The organism is Stenotrophomonas sp. YJH_SMC_80, assembly GCF_059372495.1.
In genome coordinates, this window is record NZ_JCAFVP010000012.1 from 61,136 (window position 1) to 85,841 (window position 24,706).

General features: G+C 67.3%; 17 protein-coding genes. 11 read left to right on the plus strand and 6 right to left on the minus strand.

What is annotated here, in order from left to right; genetic code table 11:
• Positions 1-46 precede the first annotated feature (46 nt).
• From AC5P99_RS17160 to AC5P99_RS17180, 5 genes are all read right to left on the minus strand, one after another.
• A complete protein-coding gene (locus tag AC5P99_RS17160; protein WP_024958118.1) occupies positions 47-841 on the minus strand; it encodes an SDR family NAD(P)-dependent oxidoreductase in 795 nt (264 codons plus the stop codon).
• A 156-nt stretch (positions 842-997) separates the two neighbouring features.
• Positions 998-3,175 carry a YccS family putative transporter gene (gene yccS, locus AC5P99_RS17165; protein WP_108270554.1) on the minus strand — a complete coding sequence of 726 codons (2,178 nt, stop codon included), beginning with the start codon at positions 3,173-3,175 and terminating at the stop codon, positions 998-1,000.
• A gap of 167 nt (positions 3,176-3,342) precedes the next feature.
• Complete coding sequence (locus AC5P99_RS17170; RefSeq protein ID WP_005414681.1) at positions 3,343-6,465, minus strand: efflux RND transporter permease subunit; 3,123 nt, start codon at positions 6,463-6,465, stop codon at positions 3,343-3,345.
• Between the two features lie 31 nt (positions 6,466-6,496).
• Positions 6,497-9,730, minus strand: coding sequence for an efflux RND transporter permease subunit (locus AC5P99_RS17175; protein ID WP_005414680.1), 3,234 nt, complete (start codon positions 9,728-9,730; stop codon positions 6,497-6,499).
• A gap of 74 nt (positions 9,731-9,804) precedes the next feature.
• Entirely contained in the window at positions 9,805-11,049 is a 1,245-nt protein-coding gene (locus tag AC5P99_RS17180; RefSeq protein WP_012481427.1) for an efflux RND transporter periplasmic adaptor subunit, read from the minus strand.
• 188 nt (positions 11,050-11,237) lie between these two features.
• Between AC5P99_RS17180 and AC5P99_RS17185 the strand changes: the two genes are divergently transcribed.
• From AC5P99_RS17185 to AC5P99_RS17235, 11 genes are all read left to right on the plus strand, one after another.
• Positions 11,238-12,557 (plus strand): M20 family metallopeptidase, encoded by a 1,320-nt coding sequence (locus tag AC5P99_RS17185; RefSeq protein WP_012481426.1) that lies wholly within the window; start codon positions 11,238-11,240, stop codon positions 12,555-12,557.
• Between the two features lie 523 nt (positions 12,558-13,080).
• Positions 13,081-13,899, plus strand: a complete 819-nt coding sequence (gene queF / locus AC5P99_RS17190) for an NADPH-dependent 7-cyano-7-deazaguanine reductase QueF (RefSeq protein ID WP_033833570.1) — start codon at positions 13,081-13,083, stop codon at positions 13,897-13,899.
• A 285-nt stretch (positions 13,900-14,184) separates the two neighbouring features.
• Positions 14,185-14,478 carry a LysM peptidoglycan-binding domain-containing protein gene (locus tag AC5P99_RS17195; RefSeq protein ID WP_495213356.1) on the plus strand — a complete coding sequence of 98 codons (294 nt, stop codon included), beginning with the start codon at positions 14,185-14,187 and terminating at the stop codon, positions 14,476-14,478.
• A 45-nt stretch (positions 14,479-14,523) separates the two neighbouring features.
• The gene (locus tag AC5P99_RS17200; RefSeq protein ID WP_005411286.1) at positions 14,524-15,036 is read left to right on the plus strand and encodes a hypothetical protein; all 513 of its coding nucleotides are present in this window, start codon (positions 14,524-14,526) and stop codon (positions 15,034-15,036) included.
• 342 nt (positions 15,037-15,378) lie between these two features.
• Positions 15,379-17,601, plus strand: coding sequence for an NADP-dependent isocitrate dehydrogenase (locus AC5P99_RS17205; RefSeq protein WP_099606105.1), 2,223 nt, complete (start codon positions 15,379-15,381; stop codon positions 17,599-17,601).
• A 313-nt stretch (positions 17,602-17,914) separates the two neighbouring features.
• Positions 17,915-18,877 carry a hypothetical protein gene (locus AC5P99_RS17210; RefSeq protein ID WP_024957688.1) on the plus strand — a complete coding sequence of 321 codons (963 nt, stop codon included), beginning with the start codon at positions 17,915-17,917 and terminating at the stop codon, positions 18,875-18,877.
• Positions 18,870-19,418 carry a GTP-binding protein gene (locus AC5P99_RS17215; protein WP_495213357.1) on the plus strand — a complete coding sequence of 183 codons (549 nt, stop codon included), beginning with the start codon at positions 18,870-18,872 and terminating at the stop codon, positions 19,416-19,418. Before AC5P99_RS17210 ends, AC5P99_RS17215 begins: the two co-directional genes overlap by 8 nt.
• Positions 19,411-19,827, plus strand: a complete 417-nt coding sequence (locus AC5P99_RS17220; protein ID WP_005411281.1) for a roadblock/LC7 domain-containing protein — start codon at positions 19,411-19,413, stop codon at positions 19,825-19,827. The genes AC5P99_RS17215 and AC5P99_RS17220 overlap by 8 nt, the downstream gene beginning before the upstream one ends.
• A 53-nt stretch (positions 19,828-19,880) precedes the next feature.
• On the plus strand, positions 19,881-20,240 hold the full coding sequence (locus AC5P99_RS17225) for a hypothetical protein (protein ID WP_005411280.1): 360 nt from the start codon (positions 19,881-19,883) through the stop codon (positions 20,238-20,240).
• Positions 20,241-20,386: 146 nt separating this feature from the next.
• Positions 20,387-22,117, plus strand: coding sequence for a bifunctional isocitrate dehydrogenase kinase/phosphatase (aceK, locus tag AC5P99_RS17230; protein WP_099527822.1), 1,731 nt, complete (start codon positions 20,387-20,389; stop codon positions 22,115-22,117).
• Positions 22,118-22,178: 61 nt separating this feature from the next.
• On the plus strand, positions 22,179-23,066 hold the full coding sequence (locus AC5P99_RS17235) for an energy transducer TonB (protein ID WP_049448528.1): 888 nt from the start codon (positions 22,179-22,181) through the stop codon (positions 23,064-23,066).
• Positions 23,067-23,100: 34 nt separating this feature from the next.
• Here the strand turns inward: AC5P99_RS17235 and AC5P99_RS17240 are convergent, their stop codons facing one another.
• Positions 23,101-24,675, minus strand: coding sequence for a sensor domain-containing diguanylate cyclase (locus AC5P99_RS17240; protein ID WP_088431065.1), 1,575 nt, complete (start codon positions 24,673-24,675; stop codon positions 23,101-23,103).
• Positions 24,676-24,706: the final 31 nt, after the last annotated feature.

The following is a 24,706-nucleotide window of genomic DNA, read 5'->3' on the forward strand; positions in this document are numbered from 1 at the left end:
CGGACCTGTGGGTGCGGACCGTTGGTCCGCACACCTGTCGATGGTCTCAGACGATATCGTCGACCACGCCGCCGTCCACGCGCAGTGCTGCACCGGAGGTGGCCGAAGCCTGCGGCGAGGCCAGGTACACCACCATGTTGGCTACTTCCTCGACCGTGGCGGTGCGCTGGATCACCGAAGACGGCCGGTGTGCCATCACGAACTCGCGGCCGATCTGCTCCAGCGGCTTGCCGCTGCGCTGGCGTTCATCTTCGAACATCGCCGCGAAACCGTCGGACAGGGTCGGGCCGGGCAGCACCGCGTTGACGGTGACGCCACTGCCGGCCACGCGCTTGGCCAGGCCGCGCGACAGCGACAGCTGCGCGGTCTTGCTGACGCCGTAATGGATCATGTCGGCGGGAATGTTGCGTGCCGATTCGGAGGAGATGAACAGCACGCGGCCCCAGCCGGCGTCGACCATCGCCGGCAGCAGCGCACGCGACAGGCGCACGCCGGACATCACGTTGGTCTGCCAGTAGCGCTCCCAGGTGGCGTCTTCGGTCTCGAAGAAGTCCTCGGGGCCGAAGATGCCGGCGTTGTTGACCAGGATGTCGACCTTGGGCAGGCCGGCCAGCAGCACATCGACACCGGCTGCGTCGGAAAGGTCGGCGGCGACGCCGATCACCTCGGCACCTGGAACGGTGGCGAGCAGGCGCTGGCGGGCGCGTTCGACACTGTCGGTGCTGCGGCCGTTGAGAATGACCCGCGCACCCGCCGCGGCAAGACCCTGGGCGATCGCCAGGCCGATGCCGGCGGTGGAAGCGGTAACGAGCGCGGTGCGGCCGGCGAGTTCGATCTTCATGGGGGGAGTCCAGGAGCAGGGGATCACCCAGTATCCGCGCAGGACCGTGATCGGGATGCGGCGCCAGGCGCAACACACGGTTGCACACGGTGCAGTAGATCCACGCCATGCGTGGATGGACTGCGGGTCGCGCCAGGCCATGCCCGGCGCCGGCCTTCAGGTGAGCGTGCGCACCGCCTCATTCGCCGCCGCCCGCACCTTCGGCAGCATCCGCAGCACCAGCGCCATCTGCGTGCGGATCAACTGCAGCTTCGCCGGCATCGCCTCGTCGATCTGCTCCAGTTCGGCCGCCACCGCGCGATCAGCGTCGTTGTCGTCCTCGTTGACCGGCTGCCGTGCGGTCAGGGCCGAGGCCAGCTGCTGCAGCGCCTTGCGCACGCGCTCACCGGCCGCCAAGGCCAGCGGGTCGCCAGCAAAGCTTTCCACCTGGTCGCGATGCGCGCCCAGCGCCGACAGATGGCCAAGCAGCGTGTTGGAGAGCGCCAGGAAGTGGAAGCCGGCATCCAGGTTGCGGCGCACATGACCGGGTTCGCGCAGCATGTTCGACAGCGCGGTGGACAGCGCGGCGTCGGCGTTGTGCATGTCGCGGCGGGCGATGCGATAGGCCAGGTCATCGCGCATGCCGCTGCGGTACTGGCCCAGCACCGAATCCAGGTAGCGCGCGGCGGTCTCCAGCACCCGCGCCAGCACAAGGTGCAGCTGGCGGCCCTGCCAGTCGGGCAGGATCAGGAACGCGGCGGCAGCGGCGATCGCGCAGCCCAGCAGCGTGTCGACCATGCGCGGCACGATCAGCACGAAGCCATCGCCGATCAGGTTGAAGCAGGTCAGGGCCATCACCGTGATCGCCGCCGATGCCACCAGGTAGCGGTCGGTGCGGGTGAAGAAGAACAGCAGCGCCGACAGCAGCGCGATCAGCAGTTGCACGTGCAGTTGCGGGAACAGCTGCAGCAGCGCCCAGGTGAGCACGAGGCCGGCCACGGTGCCGACGATGCGCTGCGCCAGGCGTTGGCGGGTGGCGCCGAAGTTGGGCCGGCACACGAATACGATGGTCAGCAGCACCCACGAGCCGTTCTGCGCATTGAACAGGCGGATCGCGGCGAAACCGGCGATCAGCGCCAATGCCATGCGCAGGCCGTGGCGGAACAGGACCGAGCCGGGCGTGAGCTGCTGGCGCACGCGCACGCCCATCTCGCGCAGGGTATGCGGGTTGCTGTCGCGCAGGCGCGTATCGACATTGTCGAGGCTGGCCTCGGAGCGTTCGGCGTCCAGCAGGCGGCGTTCGATGCTGCGCAGGTTATGCACCAGCAGGTCCAGCGAACCCAGCAGTCGCTGCCACTGCGGGCGCTGCTGGTCGCGCAGGTAGGCCAGCGCATCGGCCAGGTCGCGCCCGGCCTGCTGGTTGGTTTCGCCATACACGAACGGGCGGCGCAGGCGGATCGCCTCGCCCAGGCGCGCGCAGGCCTGGCCCTGAAGATCGAGCAGGCGCTGGCAGCGGTACAGCACGTCGCTGTGGAAGAACGCATCGACCAGGGCGCCGTACGGGTAGTGCGAGGAACTGGCGCGCTCGTGGAAATCCTGTGCCATGTAATAGAGGCGCAGGTACAGGCCGGAGTTCACGCCCGGCCGCCCGGAACGGCCGAAGCGGGCGAGAATCGCGGTCTTGGCCTCGTTCAACGCGCCGACCACGCGCCGGTTCTGCTCGGCCAGGTCGAGCTGGCGGCGTTGCAAGTCGGCCTCACGTACCGGTTCGAACAGGGCGGCCTTCAGCTGCAGGTAGCGGCCCAGCTCGATGTAAAGCCGCGCCACGCGCTCGCGCACCGGTCGGTTGGCGAACAGTGCGGTCCACAGGATCGACAGCAGTCCGTACCAGACGGCGCCCGCCAGCAGGTGGCTGACCGCTTGCAGCGCGGTGTGCAGGTCGCTGGCACCGTGCTGCTCCAGCCCGATCATCGTGTAGATCGCCAGCGTTACCGTGGCCTGGGCGATGGATGCGTAGCGCTCGCCGAGCGCGCCCAGCAGGGTCAGGCAGAAGGTGGACAGTGCCAGCGCGCCGATGAAGATCCACGGCCAGGGGAACAGCCAGATCACCGACGCCGCAGCGATGCAGAAACACAGCAGCGACAGCGCCACCGCCTTGGTCCGGCCCCACCAGTTGTCGTCGGTCTCGGCGATGGCGCTGGCGATGATGCCGAGGAAAACGCCGGGCAGGGCGGTCAGCGCATCCAGCTGCCAGCACACGGCAAGCGCTGCGGTCAGGGCGATGAACACGCGCAGGCCGTAACTGGCCTTCTCGTGGGCCCACAGGCGGCTGAGGCGGGATTGGCGGGCGGGCATGCAGGCTCGGCGGAAGGATCTCCCACCATTATTGCGGGGTGCGCGTGAAATATGGAGGCGGGCCACCGCAGTAGTGCCGGCCGCTGGCCGGCAGATTTGCCGTACCGAGAAAGCCGGCCAGCGGCCGGCTCTACCCTTAGATCCACGCCATGCGTGGATGGGCCGTTCTACGCACGCTGCGCGCGCTTGAGCAGCTTCGCTTCGCGCTTGCGCGCGCGACGGGCCCGCCAGCGTTCGGCCAGGCACGAGAAGATCACGTACAGCGCTGGCGTGCTGAGCAGGGTCAGGCTCTGCGAGAACAGCAGGCCGCCGATCATCGCGATGCCCAGCGGGCGGCGCAGTTCGGAGCCTTCGCCCAGGCCGATCGCCAGCGGCACCGCCGCCAGGATCGCCACCATCGTGGTCATCATGATCGGGCGGAAGCGCACGATGCTGGCCTCGCGCGCGGCATCGCGCGGTGCCAGGCCATGCTCGCGCTGCGCCACCAGCGCGAAGTCGATCATCATGATCGCGTTCTTCTTGACGATGCCGATCAACAGCACCAGCGCGATCATCGAGATCACCGACAACTCGGTGTTGGTGCCGAACAACGCGAGCAGTGCACCCACGCCCGCCGCCGGCAGCGTGGACAGGATGGTGACCGGATGGATCAGGCTCTCGTAGAGCATGCCCAGCACCAGGTACACGGTCAGGATCGCGGCGAACACCAGGATCAGCATGTCGCTGGGGTCGGAGTTGAAGCCGAATCCCGCATCATCGGCCAGGCGGATGTCACCAGGCATGCGCATGCCGGCCACGGTCGCGTCGATGATCGCCTTGGCCTCACCCATGCTCACGTTCGGAGCCAGGTTGTAGCTGAGGTCCATCGTCGTGTACTGGTTCTCGTGGGTGATCTGCGACGGGGCCAGGCCGGGCATCTGCGTGGCCACCGCGGTGATCGGCACCATGTCACCATTGCGCGCACGTACGTACACCTCGTCCAGCGCGGCGGGGGTGGCGGTCTGCGAGGGCAGGGCGTTGACCACCACGCTGTACTGGTTGATGTCCGAATAGATGGTGGAGATCTGGCGCTGGCCGAACGCACCGTACAGCGCACCGTCGATGGCACCCACGGTGATGCCCAGGCGTGCGGCCTTGGCGCGGTCGATCTGGATGTTCTGGCGCAGGCCGGCGTTGTCCACGTCGGTACCGACATCGCGCAGCTTGGGGTTCTTCTTCAGCTCCGCCTGCAGCTTGGGCAGCCATTCCTGCAGCGATGCCAGGTCGTTGCCCTGCAGCGAGATGCGGTACTGCGCGCCCTGGCTGGAACCGCCGCCATCGTTGCTGGGCAGATCCTGGATCGCGCGCAGGCGCAGCTGCAGGTCGGGGTAGCGGTCGGCCTTGGCACTCAGCCGTGCGAGTGCGTGCGCCGTGGTCTCGCGACGGCCATCGCTGCGCGACTTCAGCTCGATGTTGAACTGTGCGCTGGAGCCCTGGCGGCCGCTGCCCAGGCGCACGCCCACGGTCTTCACTGCGGGGTCGGCCATCAGCATGTCGGTGATGCGGCGCTGGCGGGCGACCATGTCCTCGAAGGACACCGTGGCGCTGGAATTGGCGCGGCCCCAGATCAGGCCGGTGTCCTGCGGCGGGAACGCGCCCTTTTTCACCGCGCCGAACAGGAAGACGGTGGCGCCGATCAGGATCAGCGGGGTCAGCGACAGCAGCAGCGCGTGGCGCAGCGAGAAGTCGAGGAACACGGTGTAGACGCGAAGCATGCGCTCATGGCCGGCATCCAGCCAGCGGCCGAAGCGCGACGGCGGCGCGCTGTGGTCGTGCGCGCTGAGGAACCGGCTGCACAGCGCCGGAGTCAGCGTCAGCGAGACGATCATCGAGACCACGATGGCCGCCACCAGGGTGACGGTGAATTCGCGGAAGAACGCACCCATCATGCCGCTGGCGAACAGGAGCGGGATGAACACCGCCACCAGCGAGGCGGTGATCGAGACGATGGTAAAGCCGATCTCGCGCGCGCCGGTGAGCGCCGCCTGCATCCGCGGCATGCCTTCGTCGAGGTGGCGCATGATGTTCTCGATCACCACGATCGCATCGTCGACCACGAAGCCGATGGCGATCACCAGCGCCAGCAGGCTCAGGTTGTTCAGGGTGAAGCCCATCACGTACATCACCAGCGCGGCACCGGCCAGCGACAGTGGCACGGTCACTGCGGCGATCAGCGTAGGTGCCAGCCGGCGCAGGAACAGCGCCATGGTCAGCACCACCATCGCCAGGCTGATCAGCAGGGTGATCTGCACTTCATGCAGCGACGAGCGGATGGTCGGCGTACGGTCGAAGTACGGCGTCATCGTGGTGCCGGGCTGCAGGTAATCGCGCAGGGTCGGGATCTGCGCCTTGACCCGGTCCACGGTCTCCACGATGTTGGCGCCGGCACGGGTGAACACGTACATCACCACCGCCGGTTTGTGGTCGAACCACGCGGCCTGGTAGGCATCCTGCTGGCCGTCGTAGACGTTGGCGATGTCCTTCAGGCGGATCACCCGGCCATCGCCCTGGGTCTTGACCACCAGGTCGGCGAAGTCGGCGGCACGCGCCACCGAGTCGTTGGCGATGATCGCGGTAGTGGTGTTGCCGTCGCTGAGGAAGCCGGTGGGCGAGGTCACGTTGGCCGCGCGCACGGCGTTGCGCAGGTCGTCGGCGGTCAGGCCGAGCGCGTTCATCAGGCGCAGGTTGACGTCCACACGCACCGCCGGCGTCGAAGCGCCAGCGATGTCGACCGAAGCAACGCCGCTGATCTGGCGGATGCGCTGGGCCAGCAGCGAGTCGGCGACGTTGTACAGCTCGTCGGCCGACTGCGTCTGCGAGGTCAGCGCGATGGCGATGACCGGGTCGTCGTTCGGATTCGCCTTCTGGTACATCGGCGAGCCCATGCCCGAAGGCAGGTCGGCCTGCGCCGAGTTGATCGCGGTCTGCACGTCCAGCGCGGCCGAATCGATGTTGTGGCCGCTCTGGAAGATCATGAACACCAGCGAGCTGCCTTCCGAGCTCGACGAGCGCATGCGGTCGATGCCCGGCAGCTGGCCGAGGTGGCGCTCCAGCGGCGCGGTGACTGTCGAGGCCATGGTCGCCGCATCCGCGCCGGACTGGCTGGCGTGCACGAAGATCACCGGGATCTCGATGTTCGGCAGTGCCGATACGCCCAGGCGCAGGTAGCAGATCAGGCCGACCATGAACAGGCCGATGGCCAGCAGCGCGGTGCCGATCGGGCGGCGGATGAAGGGGCCGGACAGGTTCATCGTGCGGCCCACCGCAGCAGCGGGGCGTGGATCATGCCTGCGGCTCCTGCAGCGAACCGTTGCGCAGTGCGCGCTGCTCGCGGCGGCGCGCCAGCCATTCGGAGAAGCGTTCCATGTACAGGTAGATCACCGGCGTTGTGTACAGCGTGACCAGCTGCGACAGCAGCAGGCCGCCGACGATGGCGATGCCCAGCGGGCGGCGCAGCTCCGAGCCGATGCCGGTGCCCAGCGCCAGCGGCAGTGCGCCGAGCATTGCCGCGGCGGTGGTCATCATGATCGGGCGGAAGCGCAGCAGGCAGGCGCGGCGGATCGCTTCATGCGCGTTGGCACCGGCGCGACGCGCCTCGATCGCGAAGTCCACCATCATGATGCCGTTCTTCTTGACGATGCCGATCAGCAGCACGATGCCGACGATGCCGTCCACCGACAGGCTCAGCCCGCACAGCATCAGCGCCAGCAGCGCGCCGACGCCGGCCGGTGGCAGCGTGGAGATGATCGTGATCGGGTGGATGTAGCTCTCGTAGAGCACGCCGAGCACGATGTAGATCACCACCAGCGAGGCCAGCAGCAGCCACACCACATCGGTCTGGCTGCCGGTGAATTCGGCGGCCTTGCCGATGAACTCGGCATGCAGGTGTGCCGGCATGTCCAGGCTGTCCTTGGTCTCCTGGATCGCACGCACCGCTTCGGACAGCGAATAGCCCGGCGCCACGTTGAACGAAACCGTTACCGCCGGCAGCTGCTGCTGGTGGCTGACCACCAGCGGCGCACTGCTGACCTTGCCTTCGGCCAGCGCCGACAGCGGGATGATGTTGCCGGCGCCGACCGTGATGCCGGTGTTCTGCGCGCCGATGCCGGTGGCGGTGGACGAGTTGGACGAGGTAACCTGGCCGAAGCTGGTGGCATTGGTGCCGGTCAGCGCGCCGGCGCCATTGGAAGCCACGGCCAGCTGTTCCATCAGCGCGGTGCTGGTGCGGAACTCCGGCGCCACTTCCAGCACAACCCGATACTGGTTGAGTTCGGTGAAGATGGTCGAGATCTGGCGCTGGCCGAAGGCATCGTAGAGCGTGTCGTCGATGGTCTGCATCGGCACGCCCAGCACACTGGCCTTGTCGCGGTCGATGTTCAGTTCAAGCGCGCGGCCCTGGTTGGACAGGTTGTTGTCCACGTCGGCCAGTTCCGGGCGCTTGCGCAGCGCTTCGGTCAGGCGCGTGGCCTGCGTGGCCACTTCGGCGCTGTCCACGTCCGACAGCGAGTACTGGTATTCGGTGGCGGCCACGCGGGTATCGAGGGTCACGTCCTGCACCGGTTTCAGGTACAGGGCCACGCCCGGAATACCGGCTACCGCCTTCTGCAGGCGCGGCAGGATCTCATCCAGGCCATCACGCTGGCTGCGCTCCTTCAGCACGATCGACAGCTGGCCCTGGTTGAGCGTGGGGTTCATGCTGCCGGCACCGATGAACGCCGACACGCCGGTCACGTCCGGATCCTGGCGCAGCGCTTCGGCAACCTGCCTTGTGCGCTGTTCCATCTGCGGGAAAGCGATGTTCTGGTCGGCCTGCACCACGCCGGTGATCAGGCCGGTGTCCTGCTCGGGCAGCAGCCCCTTGGGAATCAGCACGTACAGCAGCACGGTCAATACCAGCGCGCCACCGGCCACGGCCAGGGTCAGGCGCTGGTGGCCCAGCACCCAGTCCAGGCTGTGCTCGTACAGGCCGACGGTGCGCGTCCACAGGTTCTGCTTGCCGGCCGCCGCTGCACGCTCGTGCGCGTCCTCGCCTTCGGGCAGGGCGTCGGGCTTGAGCAGGTAGGCGCACATCATCGGGGTCAGCGTCAGCGAGATCAGCATCGACAGCACCACGGCGATGCTCAGCACCCAGGCGAACTCGTGGAACAGGCGGCCGGTGACGCCAGGCATCAGCAGCAGCGGCAGGAACACCGCCACCAGCGAGACCGTCAGCGACAGCACGGTGAAGCCGATCTGGCGTGCGCCGATCTCGGCCGCTTCCTTGCCACTCTTGCCCTGCTCGATGTAACGCACGATGTTCTCGATCATCACGATCGCATCGTCGACCACGAAGCCGGTGGCCACCACCAGCGCCATCAGCGAGAGGTTGTCCAGCGACATGCCGGCAAAGGCCATCACCGCGAAGGTGCCGGCCAGCGACAGCGGCACCGCCACCGAGGGAATGATCGTGGCCCACAGCCGGCGCAGGAATACGAAGATCACCGCCACCACCAGGCCGATGGTGAGGATCAGGGTGAACTGCACTTCGTGCACCGAGGCGCGGATGGTCTCGGTGCGGTCGTTGAAGATCTCCAGGTGCACGTCGGCCGGCAGCACGCCCTGCAGCTGCGGCAGGATCGCGCGGATGCGCTCGACGGTCTGCACGATGTTGGCGCCCGGCTGGCGGCGCACTTCCAGCAGCACCGCCGGCTTGCCATCGGCCCAGGCCGCCAGCTGGTCGTTCTCCACGCCGTCGACCACCTCGGCCACGTCGGACAGCCGCACCGGGCGGCCGTTCTTGTAGCTGATGATGGTGTCGCGGTACTCGGCGGCGCTGGCCAGCTGGTCGTTGGTGCCGATGCTGTAGGACTGGGTCTTGCCGTTCAACGAGCCCTTGGGCGCATTGACGTTGGCTTGGGTGAGCGCGCTGCGCAGCTGTTCCAGGGTCAGGCCCATGTTCGACAGCTGCGCCGGATTGACCTGGATGCGCACGGCCGGGCGCACGTTGCCGGCAATCGAGACCAGGCCGACGCCCTGCACCTGCGACAGGCGCTGGGCCAGGATCGAGTCGGCGTAATTGTTGACGTCGCGCAGCGGGCGCGTGTCAGAGGTCAGTTTCAGGGTGACGATGGCCGCGTCGGCCGGGTTCACCCGGTTGTAGACCGGCTGGTAGGGCAGCGACGAGGGCAGGGTGGCCTGGCGGATCGCCGCCTGCACGTCCTGCGCGGCGATGTCGATGTCGCGGTCCATCGAGAACTGCAGGATGATCGTGGACAAGCCAGCCGACGAGTCGGAGGTCATCAGCTCCAGCCCGGAGATCTGCCCGAACTGGCGCTCCAGCGGCGTGGTGACCAGCGAGGCCATAGTGGTGGCGTTTGCGCCGGGGTACTGGGTGGTGACCACCAGGCTGGGCGCATCGATTTCCGGCAGCGCCGACACCGGCAGCTTGCGGTAACCGAGGATGCCCAGCAGCAACAGGCCCGCCATCAACAGCGAGGTAGCGATCGGGCGGCGGATGAAGATCGTCGAAAAGCCCACGGACTGATCCTTGCTGGCACTTCAATGTCGGCGCCGGCGGGTCCGCCGGCGCGAGGGAGAACCGTGGCCTGCGCTCAGCGCGGACCGCCACCGCGACGGCCACCGCCGCCACCGTTCTTCTGTTCGGCCGCCTTCAGCTCGGCCTCGGTCGGTGCGGCCGGGGTTTCGCCCGGCTTCAGCGCGGTGACCTTGCTGCCCGGCTTCAGGCGGAACTGGCCTTCACTGACCACCCGCTCGCCGCCCTTCAGGCCTTCGGCGATCTGCACCTGGCTGTCGCCCACTTCCACGCCGCTGCGCACGGTCTGCATCTTCACCGTGTTGTCGCCCTGCACGACGTAGACGTACTCGCCATCCGGCCCACGCAGCACGGCCTGGGTCGGAATGACCACGCCGCCGGCAATCGTGCGCAGCTGCATGCGCACGTTGACGAACTGGCCCGGCCACAGGCCGTTGTCGGTGTTGTCGAACAGCGCGCGCGCCTTGAAGGTGCCGCTGTCGGCACTGATCAGGTTGTCGACCACGTCCAGCTTGCCGTCGCCGGACAGCACGTGCGAGTCGGCGCGGTCCAGTGCCGCCACCGGCACCGCGCCGGCGGCCTGCGCCTGGCGCACGTCGCCGAGCTGGCGTTCGGGCAGGTTGAACAGGACGTGGATCGGGTGGATCTGGGTCAGGGTGACCAGCGCGGTGCCGGCGTTGACCACGTTGCCCGCGTCGACCGCGCGGATGCCGGCGATGCCGGTGATCGGTGCGGTGACCCTGGTGTACTGCAGCTGCACCTGTGCCGAGCGCATGCTGGCTTCGTTCGCCGCGACTGCGCTTTCGTACTGTGCCACTTGGTTTCGCTGTGTATCCAGATCGGTCTTGGCGACGAACTGGCGATACTCCGGCGCATTGGAGCGCTGGTAGTTGGAGCGCGCGGTGGCCAGCAGCGCCTCGTTCTGGCGCTTGGCTGCCGCGGCCTGGTCGTAGCTGGCCTGGGCAGTGCGTGGATCGATCACTGCCAGCACGTCGCCCTTCTTCACTTCCTGGCCTTCGCGGAAGTTCAGGCTCATCAGCTGGCCACCGACCTGCGGGCTGACGGTGACGGTGTTCATTGCCGTCACGGTACCCAGTGCGCTGGCATACACCGGTACGTCCTGGTGCGTGGCCTGGACCACGGTCACCGGCACCGGGCCGGCATCCGGGTCTTCGCCACCCTGGCGCGCTCCCGCTGCCGGCTTTCCAGCCTTGTCCTTGCCCCCGCCGATGACGCGCAGGCCGACCACGGCCAGTACCAGAACCGCCACGACCAGCAGCACGATCTTCCAAACACGTGACATTACGAGGACTCCAAGAGGGCTGGACGGGGCGCGGCCCCGGTTGGCAATGCGCAAAGCATACCTGTGCCACATCACGTTTCCTGCATGACGGATGGGACGGGCGCTAAGACCGGATCCGGCCGCGGAGGTTCCCGTGGCGGCGGTGTTGCCCTACATTCAGCTGGACCCCTCTTGCTGTGGAGATTGCGATGCGCCGTTCGCTGCTGCTGTCCGCCCTGCTGCTGGCCCTGCCGGCCGTTGCCCACGCCCAGGACGGGCAACGCCCCGAAGTGACCGCTGCTGCCCAGCGCCTGCAGGCCAAGGTGGTTGAATGGCGCCGCGACTTCCATCAGCACCCGGAACTGTCCAACCGCGAGGCGCGCACCTCGGCCGAGGTCGCCAAGCGCCTGCGTGCGATGGGCCTGAAGCCGAAGACCGGCATCGCCCACCACGGCGTGGTGGCGATCATCGAAGGCGGCAAGCCCGGCCCGAAGATCGCGCTGCGTGCGGACATGGACGCGCTGCCGGTAACCGAACAGACCGGGCTGCCGTTCGCCTCCAAGGCCACCGACCAGTACCGCGGCCAGACCGTGGGCGTGATGCATGCCTGCGGCCATGACGCGCACACCGCCACCCTGCTGGGCGTGGCCGAAGCGCTGGTGTCGATGAAGAAGGACCTGCCGGGCCAGGTGATGCTGATCTTCCAGCCGGCCGAGGAAGGCGCACCGCCGCCGGAAGAGGGCGGTGCCGCGCTGATGCTGAAGGAAGGCCTGTTCGCCGACTTCAAGCCGGAGGCGGTGTTTGGACTGCATGTGTTCTCCAGCGTGCAAGCCGGCCAGATCGCGGTGCGCGGTGGCCCATTGATGGCCGCCTCGGATCGTTTCGGGATCAAGGTGATCGGTCGCCAGACGCACGGCTCGGCACCGTGGAACGGTGTCGACCCGATCGTGGCCACCGCCGATCTGGTCGGCACCGCGCAGACCATCGTCAGCCGCCGCGCCAACCTGTCCAAGCAACCGGCGGTGCTGACCTTCGGTGCGATCAACGGCGGCATCCGCTACAACATCATTCCGGACGAGGTGGAGATGGTCGGCACCATCCGCACCTTCGACGAGGGCATGCGCCAGCAGATCTTCGCCGACCTGCGCAACGTGGCCGAACACACCGCCGCCGCGCACGGTGCGAAGGCGGTGACCGACATCTACGAATCAGAAGGCAACCCGGCCACGGTGAACGACCCGGCGCTGACCGCGAAGATGCTGCCGAGCCTGCAGGCGGTGGTGGGCAAGGACAACGTGTACGAGCCACCGCTGCAGATGGGCGCGGAGGATTTCTCGCTGTACGCGAAGGAAGTGCCGGGGATGTTCTTCTTCGTTGGTTCCACCAGCGTGGGCATCGACCCGGCGACGGCGCCGGCGAACCACTCCCCGAAGTTCCTGCTGGATGAGAAGGCGCTGGATGTCGGACTGCGCGCGCTGCTGCAGGTGAGCCTGGATTACCTGCACGGTGCCGGCACTCCGGCGGGGTGAGGGTTTCCGGCAGGGCTTGCAGCCCTGCACCCGCCTAAATCAACGTCAACGTCAAAAGCGGGCATTCCGCGGGATGGCGGGGTGGGTCCGGTGGCAGGGGACGCTGCAAGTACGTCCATGTAAGCTCGGTCGCCGCATCCATGCGGCTCACGCCCCTGCCACCGGACCCACCCCGCCTTCGACAGTTTCCCGCGGCTGTCGGAACGACATCCTGCTTTGGTGGGTGTCGACCTTAGTCGACACGGCGGACGTCATGAACGTCTGAAGGATCGGCTTTTGATCTTGATTTTTCTGATCTTTCCCGTGGTGGCGCGGGAAATTGTCCATGGCCGGGAGGGTGGGTTGGCTGGGGGCGTGAGCCGCATGGATGCGGCGACCGAGCTTACATGGACGTACTTGCAGCGGCCCCCAGCCAACCCACCCTCCCGACCGACCCCGAGATCGTGCCTGAACCACCACGGAGGGGCTCCGCCGTTGGCCGGCCCGGCCGAAGGCACGCCGTCCGCGCGATACAATGACCCCCATGAACACCCCACAGGATTCCAGCCTCGGTCGCGAGGTCAGTTACCCGTCGCAGTACGATCCCGGCCTGCTGTTTCCCATCCCCCGCAGCGGCGCCCGCGCCGAGATCGGCCTCGATGAGGCCGCGCTGCCGTTCGTCGGCCATGACCGCTGGCACGCCTTCGAGCTGAGCTGGCTCGACCCGCGTGGCAAGCCGCAGGTGGCCGTGGCCACCGTGCAGGTGCCGTGCACGTCGCCGCGGCTGATCGAATCGAAGTCGTTCAAGCTGTACCTCAACTCCCTCAACAGCACCCGCATCGACAGCGCCGAGGCACTGCGCGCGCGCATCGTGGCGGATCTGTCGGATTGTGCCGGTGCGCCGGTCCAGGTCGAGTTCGGGCTGCCGGGCCTGCGCGAGACGCCGCTCGGTGAATCCATCGACGGGCTGGAGCTGGAGATCGACTGCTACGGCCCGCCGCAGGCGGACTTTCTCTCGGCCAATGCCGGTGAGGTGGTGGAGGAGACCCTGGTCTCGGCACTGCTGAAGTCCAACTGCCCGGTCACCGGCCAGCCGGACTGGGCGACGGTCAGCCTGCGTTACCGCGGGCCGAAGATCGATCGTGCCGGCCTGCTGCGCTATCTGGTCAGCTACCGCGAGCACGCCGAGTTCCACGAGCAGTGCGTTGAGCGGATCTTCAGCGAGGTGTCTGCGCGCTGCCAGCCGCAATGGCTGGAAGTGGAGGCGCGCTATACCCGACGTGGCGGCCTGGACATCAACCCGTGGCGCGCCAGTCCCGGCATTGCCGCCCCGGCCGCGACCTACCGCGAACTGCGCCAGTAGCCGCCGCAGGCGGTTGCCCGTTGTGCCGGGCCATGCCCGGCGAACACCGGCCAGCGGCCGGCACTCCCATGATTCGCAGGCGGTTACGGGTAGTGCCGGCCGCTGGCCGGCAATCGGCCAAGGCCGGATCCCACTGGCACAGCCGGCCAGTGGCCGGCACTACCGGGCACCGTCTCTCCCGATTGTTCAGCCGCCCCCCGGGGCGGCTTCACATCTGCACCATCCCCATTTAACAACCGCCATGGCACCGTGCGAGCCACGTAGTCATGCAGACGGGAGTTGTGGATGAGTACCGAGAAGAAAGCCGATTTCTCCGGCGTCAGCGCCAGCGTCGACAGTACCGCCGAGCAGGTGCCGAAGGCGGACTTCTCCGGCGTGAGCGCTTCGGTGGACAGCACCGCCGAGATCGTCAGCGGCGGCACCTATACCGTGCAGAAGGGTGACTCGCTGTCGAAGATCGCCAAGCAGCATCTGGGCGACGCCAACGCCTGGAAGAAGATCTTCGAAGCCAATCGCGATGTGCTTGACGAACCGGACAAGATCTTCCCGGGCCAGACCCTGAAACTGCCGCCGAAGTAAGCCGGCGATCAAACGCCGTCCGACAATCCCTGGGAGGAACCCCGAATGATCAAGACCACCCCGCTCCAGACCGCCCTGATCGCCGCCCTGCTGGGCAGCGTTGCCCTGGTCGGTTGCAAGAAGAAGGAAGAGTCAACCGACACCAACGCCGCTCCGGCCGCCACGGCTCCGGCCGAGCCGGCAGCGCCGGCACCGATGACCGGTGCACCGCCGCCGATGGCGGAAGCTGCCGCGGTCAGCGTTTCCACCGTCACCGTGGGCAAGACCGCTGCCGCCGACAAATCGGTCGCCCCGGCTGCACTGTTCTCGCCGAAGGATGATGTCATCGTCTCGGTCAAGACCGATGGCGCCGCCAACAACGTCAATGTCGGTGCCAAGCTGACCTTCCAGGACGGCCAGGTGGCCGGCGAACAGACCGCGACCCTGAATGCCAGCGGCGCGGAGACCACCAACGTCACGTTCAAGAATGCAAAGGGCTGGCCGGCCGGCAAGTACCGCGCCGAGGTCACGGTCGATGGCAAGGCGGCTGGAACGCCGCAGGAGTTCGAGGTCAAGTAAGTCCTGCCGACTCTCTCCCGGCAGGACTCACGATGGACGCAGCCGCAAGGCTGCGTCCTTTTTTATTGGCCGGTGGTTGGCTTCATCCATGCATGGCGTGGATCCACTGAGGGCTGCGTTCGCGCAGATCCACGCCGTGCGGGGATGGATCACAGCGTTGCCGCCGTGCAGTACCGCCGCGTATGGCGCGGCTTTGCCCCGCGCGGCTGAAAACGCGACAATGCAGGGGTTTCCCCGCCGCGCGCCCACCCTGACGGCGACGGGGGAAAGCGACACGGTTGCACGTGGCCCGGCGCTGGCGCCGGCCTTCCCCTGAGCATTGCTACAGAGTCCAAGTCCCCCATGTCCAAGATCCTCTACACGCTGACCGACGAAGCACCGTTCCTGGCGACCCAGTCGCTGCTGCCGATCGTCGACGCCTATACCGCCACTGCCGGCATCGTGGTGGAAACCCGTGACATCTCGCTGTCCGGCCGCATCCTGTCGCAGTTCCCGGAACTGCTGTCCGACGCGCAGAAGGTCAGCGACGACCTGGCCGAGCTGGGCCAGCTGGCGACCACCCCGGACGCCAACATCATCAAGCTGCCGAACATCTCCGCCTCGGTGCCGCAGTTGAAGGCGGCCATCAAGGAACTGCAGGACCAGGGCTATCCGCTGCCGGATTACCCGGAAACCCCGGCCGATGACCAGCAGCGCGACTACAAGGCGCGCTACGACAAGGTCAAGGGCAGTGCGGTGAACCCGGTGCTGCGCGAAGGCAACTCCGACCGCCGTGCACCGCTGTCGGTGAAGAACTACGCGCGCAAGCACCCGCACCGCATGGGCGCCTGGGCGTCGGATTCGAAGTCGCACGTCGCGCACATGGCCGCCGGCGATTTCTACGGCAGCGAGAAGTCGGCCACCCTGGCCAACGCCGGTGCGCTGAAGATCACCTTCCACGGCAAGGACGGCAGCGCCGTCGTGCTGAAGGAAAAGACCACGGTCAAGGCCGGCGAGATCGTCGATGCCGCCGTCATGAGCCGCAAGGCGCTGGCCGCGTTCATCGGTGAGCAGATCGCCGATGCCAAGGCCCAGGGCGTGCTGTTCTCGCTGCACCTGAAGGCGACCATGATGAAGGTCTCCGACCCGATCATGTTCGGTGTGGCGGTCAACGAGTTCTACAAGGACGTGCTGGCCAAGCACGCCGACGTGCTCAAGCAGGCCGGTTTCGATGCCAACAACGGCATCGGTGACCTGGCTGCGCGCCTGCCGTCGCTGCCGGAAGCCACCCGCGCCGCGATCGAAGCCGACCTGGCCGCCGAGTACGCGCAGCGTCCGGGCGTGGCCATGGTCAATTCGGACAAGGGCATCACCAACCTGCACGTGCCAAGCGACGTGATCGTCGACGCCTCGATGCCGGCGATGATCCGCGACTCCGGCAAGATGTGGAATGCCGAAGGCAAGCTGCAGGACACCAAGGCGGTCATTCCGGACCGCTGCTACGCCGGCGTGTACCAGGCCGTCATCGACGACTGCAAGGCGCACGGCGCCTTCGACCCGGCCACCATGGGCTCGGTGCCGAACGTCGGCCTGATGGCGCAGAAGGCCGAGGAGTACGGTTCGCACGACAAGACCTTCCAGATCGCCGCCGACGGCGTGGTCAAGGTCACCGACGATGCCGGCACCGTGGTGTTCGAACACGCCGTGGAAGCCGGTGACATCTGGCGCATGTGCCAGACCAAGGACGCGCCGATCCAGGACTGGGTCAAGCTGGCCGTCGAACGCGCCCGCCTGAGCAGCACCCCGGCCGTGTTCTGGCTGGATGCCGCCCGCGCCCACGACGCGCAGGTCATCGCCAAGGTCGAGCAGTACCTGAAGGACCACGACACCACCGGCCTGGACATCCGCATCCTGCCGCCGGTGGAAGCCACCGCGTTCTCGCTGGACCGCATCCGCAAGGGCGAGGACACCATCTCGGTGACCGGCAACGTGCTGCGCGACTACCTGACCGACCTGTTCCCGATCATGGAGCTGGGCACCAGCGCCAAGATGCTGTCGATCGTGCCGCTGATGGCCGGTGGCGGCCTGTTCGAGACCGGCGCCGGTGGTTCGGCCCCGAAGCACGTGCAGCAGTTCGTCGAAGAGGACTACCTGCGCTGGGATTCGCTGGGTGAGTTCCTGGCCCTGGCCGCGTCGCTGGAACACCTGGGCAACCGCTACGACAACGCCGCCGCCCGCGTGCTGGCCAAGGCGCTGGACGAAGCCAACGGCCAGTTCCTGGACAACGACAAGTCGCCGTCGCGCAAGCTGGGTGGCATCGACAACCGTGGCAGCCACTTCTACATCGCGCTGTACTGGGCGCAGGCGCTGGCCGCACAGGACGAAGATGCGGCACTGAAGGCACGCTTCGCACCGCTGGCCAAGGCACTGACCGACAACGAGCAGAAGATCGTCGAAGAGCTGATCGCGGTGCAGGGCGAGGCCGTGGACATCGGCGGCTACTACCGCCCGGACGTCGCCAAGGCGAGCAAGGCGATGCGCCCGAGCGCGACCTTCAACGCCGCGCTGGAGCAGCTGCGCGGCTGATCATCGCCGTTCGGTCGTGACACCGGAACCCGCGCTTCGGCGCGGGTTTCTTTTGGGCTCCGGGTCAGAACCCTTTTGCCATGCAAAAGGGATCTGACCCCATTCGACCCGCGTCCAGAACCGTGATTCCCGTCGGCTGTCGGAATGTCGTCAACGAGGCATGAAACTTGCCCGCGATGGCCGTCGCAGAACTGATCGGGCACCGTCTGCAACCGCCCTCGATCTGAGCAGTCGATCACGACGGCTGCCGCTGGCGATGCCCTAGCCTTGGCGACGCGAGGCCACCGGGGAGGTGGCCGCACGGGGAACACGGATGGCACGCGTGCTGGTAGTGGGAACCGACATCCAGGGCGAGCAGGCCCTGCTGCAGCGGCTGCGCGTGGCATCGGCCCTGCCGGACGGCCAGATCCGCCGCAGCCAGGACCTGGACGATTGCGACCTGCTGGTCATCCGCGATACGCCGGCGCTGCGCAACGCGGCCCAGCGCATGCGCCAGCAGCGTCCGCGACTGCAGTGCTGGATCGAAGACATCGGCGGCCAGCTGCGTGATGGCGACGGGCACCAGGACGTGCTTGATGACAGTGCCATCGGTCGCGCGCTGCGTCGCATGCAGTTGGCAGTGGAGCCCTTGGCCATGCACGCACCCGCACCGATCCGCCTGGCTGATGGTGCGCATGCCATCACCCGTCTGCTGCGCGAGCGGCTGCCGCTGCGACAGGGCCAGGCCCTTTTGAGTGATGCGGGCGAGCCTCTGCTGCTGATGGACCTGGAGCATGACCAGGCCGTGCTGCTGCAGGAACCGGCTACGGCCCTGGTGGAGCGTTTGGCCGATGCCTTCGAACGCCTGCAGCTGGATGCGCTGACACCCGCACGCCTGCATGGCCTGGCCGGCGAGCGGCCACGCCAGCCACTGCGGCCGCTGCTGTGGCAATGGGCGCAACGCAGCCGCCATTGGCAGGCACTGGACGAACGCCTGCGCGGTGCTTCGGTAAAGCTGCTGCGCTGGCCCGATTTCCGTGTGCTGGGCCATGACCATGATGGCTTCCGCCTGTGCTCGCTGCTGCTCAAGCGCGCGTGCACGGTGGACGAGTGCGCGATGTTGCTTGATCTGCCGCCTGCGGCCGTGCGTGATTTCATCCATGCCGCTTACCTGTGCGGTTACGCGCAGCTGCAGGCAGCGCCGGCGGTACCGCTGGCGGAACGCGCTGCCGGCGCTGACAACGGCCTGCTCGCCCGTCTGTGGCGTCACCTGCGTGGGAGCGAACGCAATGCGTGAGCACAAGGTGGTGGTGCTGGGTGGCATGGGCAGTGGCAAGTCGACCCTGGTGCGCAGCATCGCGGCCGGCGCGGTGGTCGACACCGACGTGGCCAACAGCGACCGCCTCGGTGCCGACAAGGCCTCCACCACCGTCGCCCTGGACTATGCAGATATCGACCTGCCCAATGGCGAGCGGCTGCGCCTGTATGGCACGCCGGGACAGCAGCGTTTCGATTTCCTCTGGCCGATCCTGCTGCAGGGCGCCCGCGGCGCCGTGCTGCTGCTGGATGCGCGGCGCGCGGGCGTGGTTGCCGAACTGGAGGATTATCTGCAGGTGTTGCGGCCGTTCGCATCGTCATTGGCGCTGGTGGTGGCCGTCACCCATCTTGACCAGGCACCGCACGCCGCGCTGGATGACTGGGCCGCCCTTGCCTGCCTTGATGACCAGCCGCTGCCGCTACTGGCCGTGGATATCCGCGACCGCGAACAGGGATTGCTGCTGATGGATGTATTGATGGGCGAGATGGAAGCGCACGCACTGGTGGCCGCGCATGGCTGACGGACAGGTGGCGCTACTGCCCGACGCCGGCCAGCGTGAGCGCCTGCAGCCCTTGCTGCGAGACCTGCAGCAGCGGGTGGAAGGCATACGTACGGTGGTGCTGGCCAGTGTGGATGGCTTCGCCCTGGTCAGTGCCGGTGCCGAAGGGCGCGGTGAACGCCTGGCAGCGATGACCAGCGCGATGCTGGCGCTGGCTGCAGCAGTGGGGCGCGAACTGGTGCTTGGGGATCTGCAGACGCTGATGCTGGAAGCCGCGGGCGGCAAGGTGCTGATGCTGGCGATCCAGGCCGAGGGGCGCGTGCCGTTGCTGCTGATGGCGGCCTGCGACCAGCGAAGCGTGATCGGCCAGGTGCTGTGGCAGAGCAGGGAATGTGGCCAGGCGATCCTGGCCGAACTCGGCGGATCGTGAGCCCGGCCGCAGGGGAACGAGGGGCTCGAACCAACATCGACAAGGGGTGCGACGTGGCTGGACTGAATGAATCGTTGAACGCACTGATGGGCATCGACGGCGCGCAGGCAGTGGCGCTGGTCGACTATGAAAGCGGCATGCTGCTGGGCGAAGCCGGTGCCGGCATGGACATGGAAGTGGCCGCCGCCGGCAACACCGAAGTGATCCGTGCCAAGATGAAGACCGCCGCATCGCTGAACCTCAACGACAGCATCGAGGACATCCTGATCTCGTTGGGCAAGGCGTACCACATCATGCGCCCGGTGGCGAAGAAGAAGGGCCTGTTCTTCTACATCGTGCTGGACCGTACCAGGTCCAACCTGGCATTGGCGCGGCGCAAGGTGCAGGACGTGGAAGCCGAACTGGCGATCTGAGCCAGTAGTGCCGGCTGCCGGCCGGCATCTGCATCGATCCATCGACGGTCCAGGTGCTGCCGGCCAGGGGCCGGCACCACCTCCGCGCTCGACGGCATCGCACACGCCAGCGTATGGTGAAGCCGGTCCTTCCGGGTGAGCCATGCATGTCCAGGCCTGACATCGCTGCCGAGCTGGCACCGCGCATCGCGGTAGCCATCCGCGACGGTTTCGAGCAGTACCACGCCCGCTTTGCGGCGATCACCGCGCGGGCGCGGCAGCGCTTCGAGCAGCGCAACTGGGCCGGTGCGCGACAGGATGCGGTCGAGCGCATCGCCCTGTACGACCTGTGCATCGCCGAGCAGATGGATGCGCTGCGCCGCCTTGCCGGTGACGCGATCGGCGAGCGCGTGCTGTGGTTGCGGGTGCACGCCCGCTATAGCGCGCTGCTGCAGGGCCTGATCGACGCCGAGCTGTACAAGACCTTCTACAACACGTTGTCGCGGCGCCTGTTTGCCACCCGGGGCGTGGACCCGGCGCTGGAGTTCATCGCCTTCGATGTCGAACCCTCCGATGCCATCACCCACCCGGTGGCGCGGCATACCTACGCGGTTTCGCCGACGCGGCCGGTGGAGGCGCTGCAGCGGGTGCTGGCCGACTATCGCTTCGATATCCCCTATGCGCACCAGCTGCGCTGCGCCGCGGCCATCGCGGTGCGCCTGCAGGATGACCTGGCCCACTGGGGCGATACGCCGGTACGCAGCATCGAGCTGCTCGACACGGTGTTCTACCGCGAGCGCCGCGCTTACCTGGTTGGCCGCGTGTTCGGCGAGCACCGGTTCTCGCCGTGCGTGATTGCCCTGGTGAACGACGAGCGTGGCCTGCGCGCCGATGCGGTGCTGACCCGGCGCCGGGACGTGGCCCACCTGTTCGGCGTGTCGCGCAGTTACTTCCAGGCCAACCTGGCCACGGTAGGTGATGCGGTGGTGTTCCTGCGCAGTCTGCTGCCGGGCAAGCCCATCGATGAGATCTACACCGTGCTGGGCCGCGCCAAGCAGGGCAAGACCGAGCGCTACCGCACCTTCTTCCGTCATTTCAACGAGCACCCGCAGGAGCGGCTGGTGCATGCAGAGGGCACGCCGGGCATGGTCATGGCGGTGTTCACCCTGCCCAGTTACCCGCTGGTGTTCAAGCTGATCCGCGACCGTTTCGCGTGGCCCAAGGCGATGTCGCGGCAGCAGGTGGAAGAGAAGTACGCACTGGTGTTCAACCTCGATCGTGTCGGCCGCCTGCTCGACGCACAGCCCTATCGCCACCTGCGCTTTCCGCGCGAGCGTTTTGCGCCGGCCCTGCTGGGTGAACTGCTGCAGCAGTGCGCGCAGAGCGTACGCATCGATGGCGATGAGGTCGAAGTCGCACTGTGCTATGTGCAGCGTCGTTTTCGTCCCTTGAATCTCTACCTGCGCGAGCAGGGCGCGGAGGCAGTGCGGGCGGCGGTGCTCGACTATGCGCAGGCGATCACCGACATGGCGCGCAACAACATCTTCCCCGGTGACATGCTGCCAAAGAATTTCGGCGTATCACGGCATGGCCGGGCCGTATTCTACGACTACGACGAGCTGTGCCTGGTCAGCGACTGCGTGTTCCGCGCCTGGCCGCAGCCGCGTACGCCGGAGGAAGCGATGTCCGATGAGCCATGGTTCCATGTCGGTCCGCGCGACGTGTTTCCCGAGCGCTTCGGCCCGTTCATGGGCCTGCCCGCTGCAGAGCTGGCAGCGGTGCGCGAGCACTACCGGCACCTGTTCGACCCGGGCTGGTGGCAGGGCCTGCAGGAACGCTTCGCCCGAGGTGACTATCCGGACACGCCGCCCTATGCTGGCGCGCACCGGTTGGCGTGAGCCAGCTGTCATGGGTGTTGGGACTGAGGTACTCTCGCCCTTCATCACCAAGGATCCGGCAATGATGCGTTCCCCATTGTTCCTCGCTCTCGCGTTGGCCGTCGGTGCCGGCGCTCCGCTGTTCGCCGGCGATGCCAGCGCGCAGACCACGCGCGCGGTGCGTGCCACCGCGGAGATGAGCATGGTGCTCTCTGGCCATATCGAGGTCACGCCCGAGGGCGCGGTCAGTTCGTTGGTACTGGACCAGAAGTCGATGCTGTCTCCGAGCATCGCGTCCTTCGTGGAGGGCACCATCGGTGGCTGGCGCTTCGAACCCACCCTGCGCGATGGCACGGCGGTGGCGGCACGTGCGCCATTGCGGGTGCGCCTGCGGGGCAAAGCCATGGCCGATGGTGGCTACGAAGTCAGCATGACCAGCGTCAACTTCAGCGAGTACGATGAGAAAGCCACAGATTCGGTGACCCAAGGTCGCATGGCGCCCCCGCGTTATCCGGAAGAGGTCTATCGGAGCGGCGGCCAAGGCGAAGTGCTGCTGGTGGTCAGGATCGCGCGTGACGGCACGGTGGCCGATGTGATTGCCGAGCAGGTGAACATGACCGTGGTCGGACGCGAGCGCACCCTTGCCAAGATGCGCGAAATCCTGGCCAGGGCCGCCGTCAGCAGTGCCCGCAAGTGGACGTTCAACCCACCGACCACCGGCGAAGCCAGCACCCGCGACAGCTGGACGGTACGCATACCGGTCAATTTCGGCCTGAACGATGATCCCAATGGAGCGGAGCGCTATGGCCGCTGGCGTGCCTTCATCCCGGGCCCGCGGCAGGCCGTGCCGTGGCGGAAGGCAGATGCGATCGAGCAGGCCGGCAGCGACCTGCTGCCCGAGGGCGGCATCTACATGGTCGACGGCGCCAAGCGCGGCCTGCGTCTGCTGACGCCGCTGGAGCAGGGCTGACGATCACTGCGGAGCCGGCCAGCCCGGCTTCGCGTCAATCGGCGTAGGGGTAGACCACCACCCGGTTGCGGCCCTGCTCCTTGGCCAGGTACAGCGCCTTGTCGGCCAGCCGCAGCGCCTGCTCGGCATCGACATGGAAGCTGGGGAAGTGGGCCACGCCCAGCGAGACGGTGATGGTGCCGACCGGTTCAAACGGATGGTCGGCAATGTGCTGGCGCAGACGCTCGCCAGCCTGTCGCGCTGACTCGGCGCTGATGCCCGGCAACAGCAGCAGGAACTCCTCGCCGCCGGCGCGGCAGAGGATGTCGCTGTCGCGCGAGTAGCGGCGCATCTGGTTGGCGATGTGGACGATGGCAGCGTCGCCGACGTCATGGCCGTGGTTGTCATTGATCGATTTGAAGCGATCGATGTCCAGCGCCAGGATCGCGAACGGGATGCCCTGTACCTGCAGGGCATCCAGCGCCTGCTGCAGGCCGCGGCGGTTGAGAAGACTGGTCAGCGGATCGGTGCGGCTGGCGCGGTTGAGCGTGCCGATGCGGTCCTGCAGTGCATTGAAGCTGTGCAGTACCGCCTGCTTGAGCTGGGCGACCTCGAAGTACCACGCTCGGATGCCGCTGACGTGGTTGATCGCATTGCCGGTGTCTTCGCCGCCCTGCACGTTGCGTGCGAGCTGCCACAGCGGCATCGAGATGCGTCGGGCGAACCACCAGGTGATCAGCAGCGACAGCAGGCCCAGCGGGATTGCGTTCCAGATTACCGCAGTCATCAACCGCGACAGCGGCTGCAGCGTGGCCTCGGTCGGGCGCTGGGCGATGATGCCCCAGCCGGTGGCCGCCACCGGCGCATAGCCGGCCAGCATCGACACGCCCAGGTTGTTGCGCACCTGCTGCGCGCCACGCTCGCCGCGCACCACGGCCTTTACTGCGGGGTTGCCGACCACGTAGTCGCCTACCCGCTTGCCATCGGCGTGGTACAGCAGGCGGCCATGGCGATCGACCACGTACAGGTAGGAACCATCACGGTAGTAGTGCTTGCCCAGCAGCGTGTGCAGTGCGCTGCGCTGGCGCAGGTACAGGGTGCCGCTGACGTAACCACGGTAGTGGCCCTGGCGATCGAAGATCGGGTGCGACAGCGAGACCAGCAGCTTGCCGGTGGCCGACTGGTACGGGTCGCTGATCATCGGCTGGCGCGCGGCCAGCGCGGCATTGTTGCCGACGCTGTGCAGCACTTCGCCCTGCAGCTGCAGGGTCTGCGGCGAGGTGGCGATCACCAGGCCGTCGGCATCCACCACCAGCGAAGAGTTGAAGCTGTTGGTCTGCAGCTGCAGGCGGCTGGCTTCGTCCTGGGCCTGTGCCGGGTCGAGGTTGCCCTGGCCGAGCCGCGTGGCGGCGTAGGCCAGTTCCTGCTGGGCAGCCAGCAGGAAGTTCTGGGTCGTTTCGGCCAGTTTGGTGGCGTAGACGCGGTTGGCCTCCAGGGTGTTGCCGACCAGCTGGTCGCGCTGCACCCGGTAGCTGGCCAGCAGGGTGTTGGCCAGCGCGATGATGGCGCTGAGCAGGGCCAGGGCGAGGATCAGCTTGCCCAGGTTGAGGCGGGGAGACAGCGTTCGCATGCTTCGACGGATCCGGCAGGAGGCTGGACCC

Excerpts from the sequence above, each read along its gene's own strand:
- AC5P99_RS17220 (WP_005411281.1), top strand. The coding sequence starts at position 19,411 with ATGGCTGACGGACAGGTGGCGCTACTGCCCGACGCCGGCCAGCGTGAG.
- AC5P99_RS17215 (WP_495213357.1), top strand. The coding sequence starts at position 18,870 with ATGCGTGAGCACAAGGTGGTGGTGCTGGGTGGCATGGGCAGTGGCAAG.
- AC5P99_RS17210 (WP_024957688.1), top strand. The coding sequence starts at position 17,915 with ATGGCACGCGTGCTGGTAGTGGGAACCGACATCCAGGGCGAGCAGGCC.
- yccS (WP_108270554.1), bottom strand. The coding sequence starts at position 3,175 with ATGCCCGCCCGCCAATCCCGCCTCAGCCGCCTGTGGGCCCACGAGAAG.
- queF (WP_033833570.1), top strand. The coding sequence starts at position 13,081 with ATGAACACCCCACAGGATTCCAGCCTCGGTCGCGAGGTCAGTTACCCG.
- AC5P99_RS17205 (WP_099606105.1), top strand. The coding sequence starts at position 15,379 with ATGTCCAAGATCCTCTACACGCTGACCGACGAAGCACCGTTCCTGGCG.
- AC5P99_RS17240 (WP_088431065.1), bottom strand. The coding sequence starts at position 24,675 with ATGCGAACGCTGTCTCCCCGCCTCAACCTGGGCAAGCTGATCCTCGCC.
- aceK (WP_099527822.1), top strand. The coding sequence starts at position 20,387 with ATGTCCAGGCCTGACATCGCTGCCGAGCTGGCACCGCGCATCGCGGTA.
- AC5P99_RS17185 (WP_012481426.1), top strand. The coding sequence starts at position 11,238 with ATGCGCCGTTCGCTGCTGCTGTCCGCCCTGCTGCTGGCCCTGCCGGCC.
- AC5P99_RS17195 (WP_495213356.1), top strand. The coding sequence starts at position 14,185 with ATGAGTACCGAGAAGAAAGCCGATTTCTCCGGCGTCAGCGCCAGCGTC.
- AC5P99_RS17200 (WP_005411286.1), top strand. The coding sequence starts at position 14,524 with ATGATCAAGACCACCCCGCTCCAGACCGCCCTGATCGCCGCCCTGCTG.
- AC5P99_RS17180 (WP_012481427.1), bottom strand. The coding sequence starts at position 11,049 with ATGTCACGTGTTTGGAAGATCGTGCTGCTGGTCGTGGCGGTTCTGGTA.
- AC5P99_RS17170 (WP_005414681.1), bottom strand. The coding sequence starts at position 6,465 with ATGAACCTGTCCGGCCCCTTCATCCGCCGCCCGATCGGCACCGCGCTG.
- AC5P99_RS17235 (WP_049448528.1), top strand. The coding sequence starts at position 22,179 with ATGATGCGTTCCCCATTGTTCCTCGCTCTCGCGTTGGCCGTCGGTGCC.
- AC5P99_RS17160 (WP_024958118.1), bottom strand. The coding sequence starts at position 841 with ATGAAGATCGAACTCGCCGGCCGCACCGCGCTCGTTACCGCTTCCACC.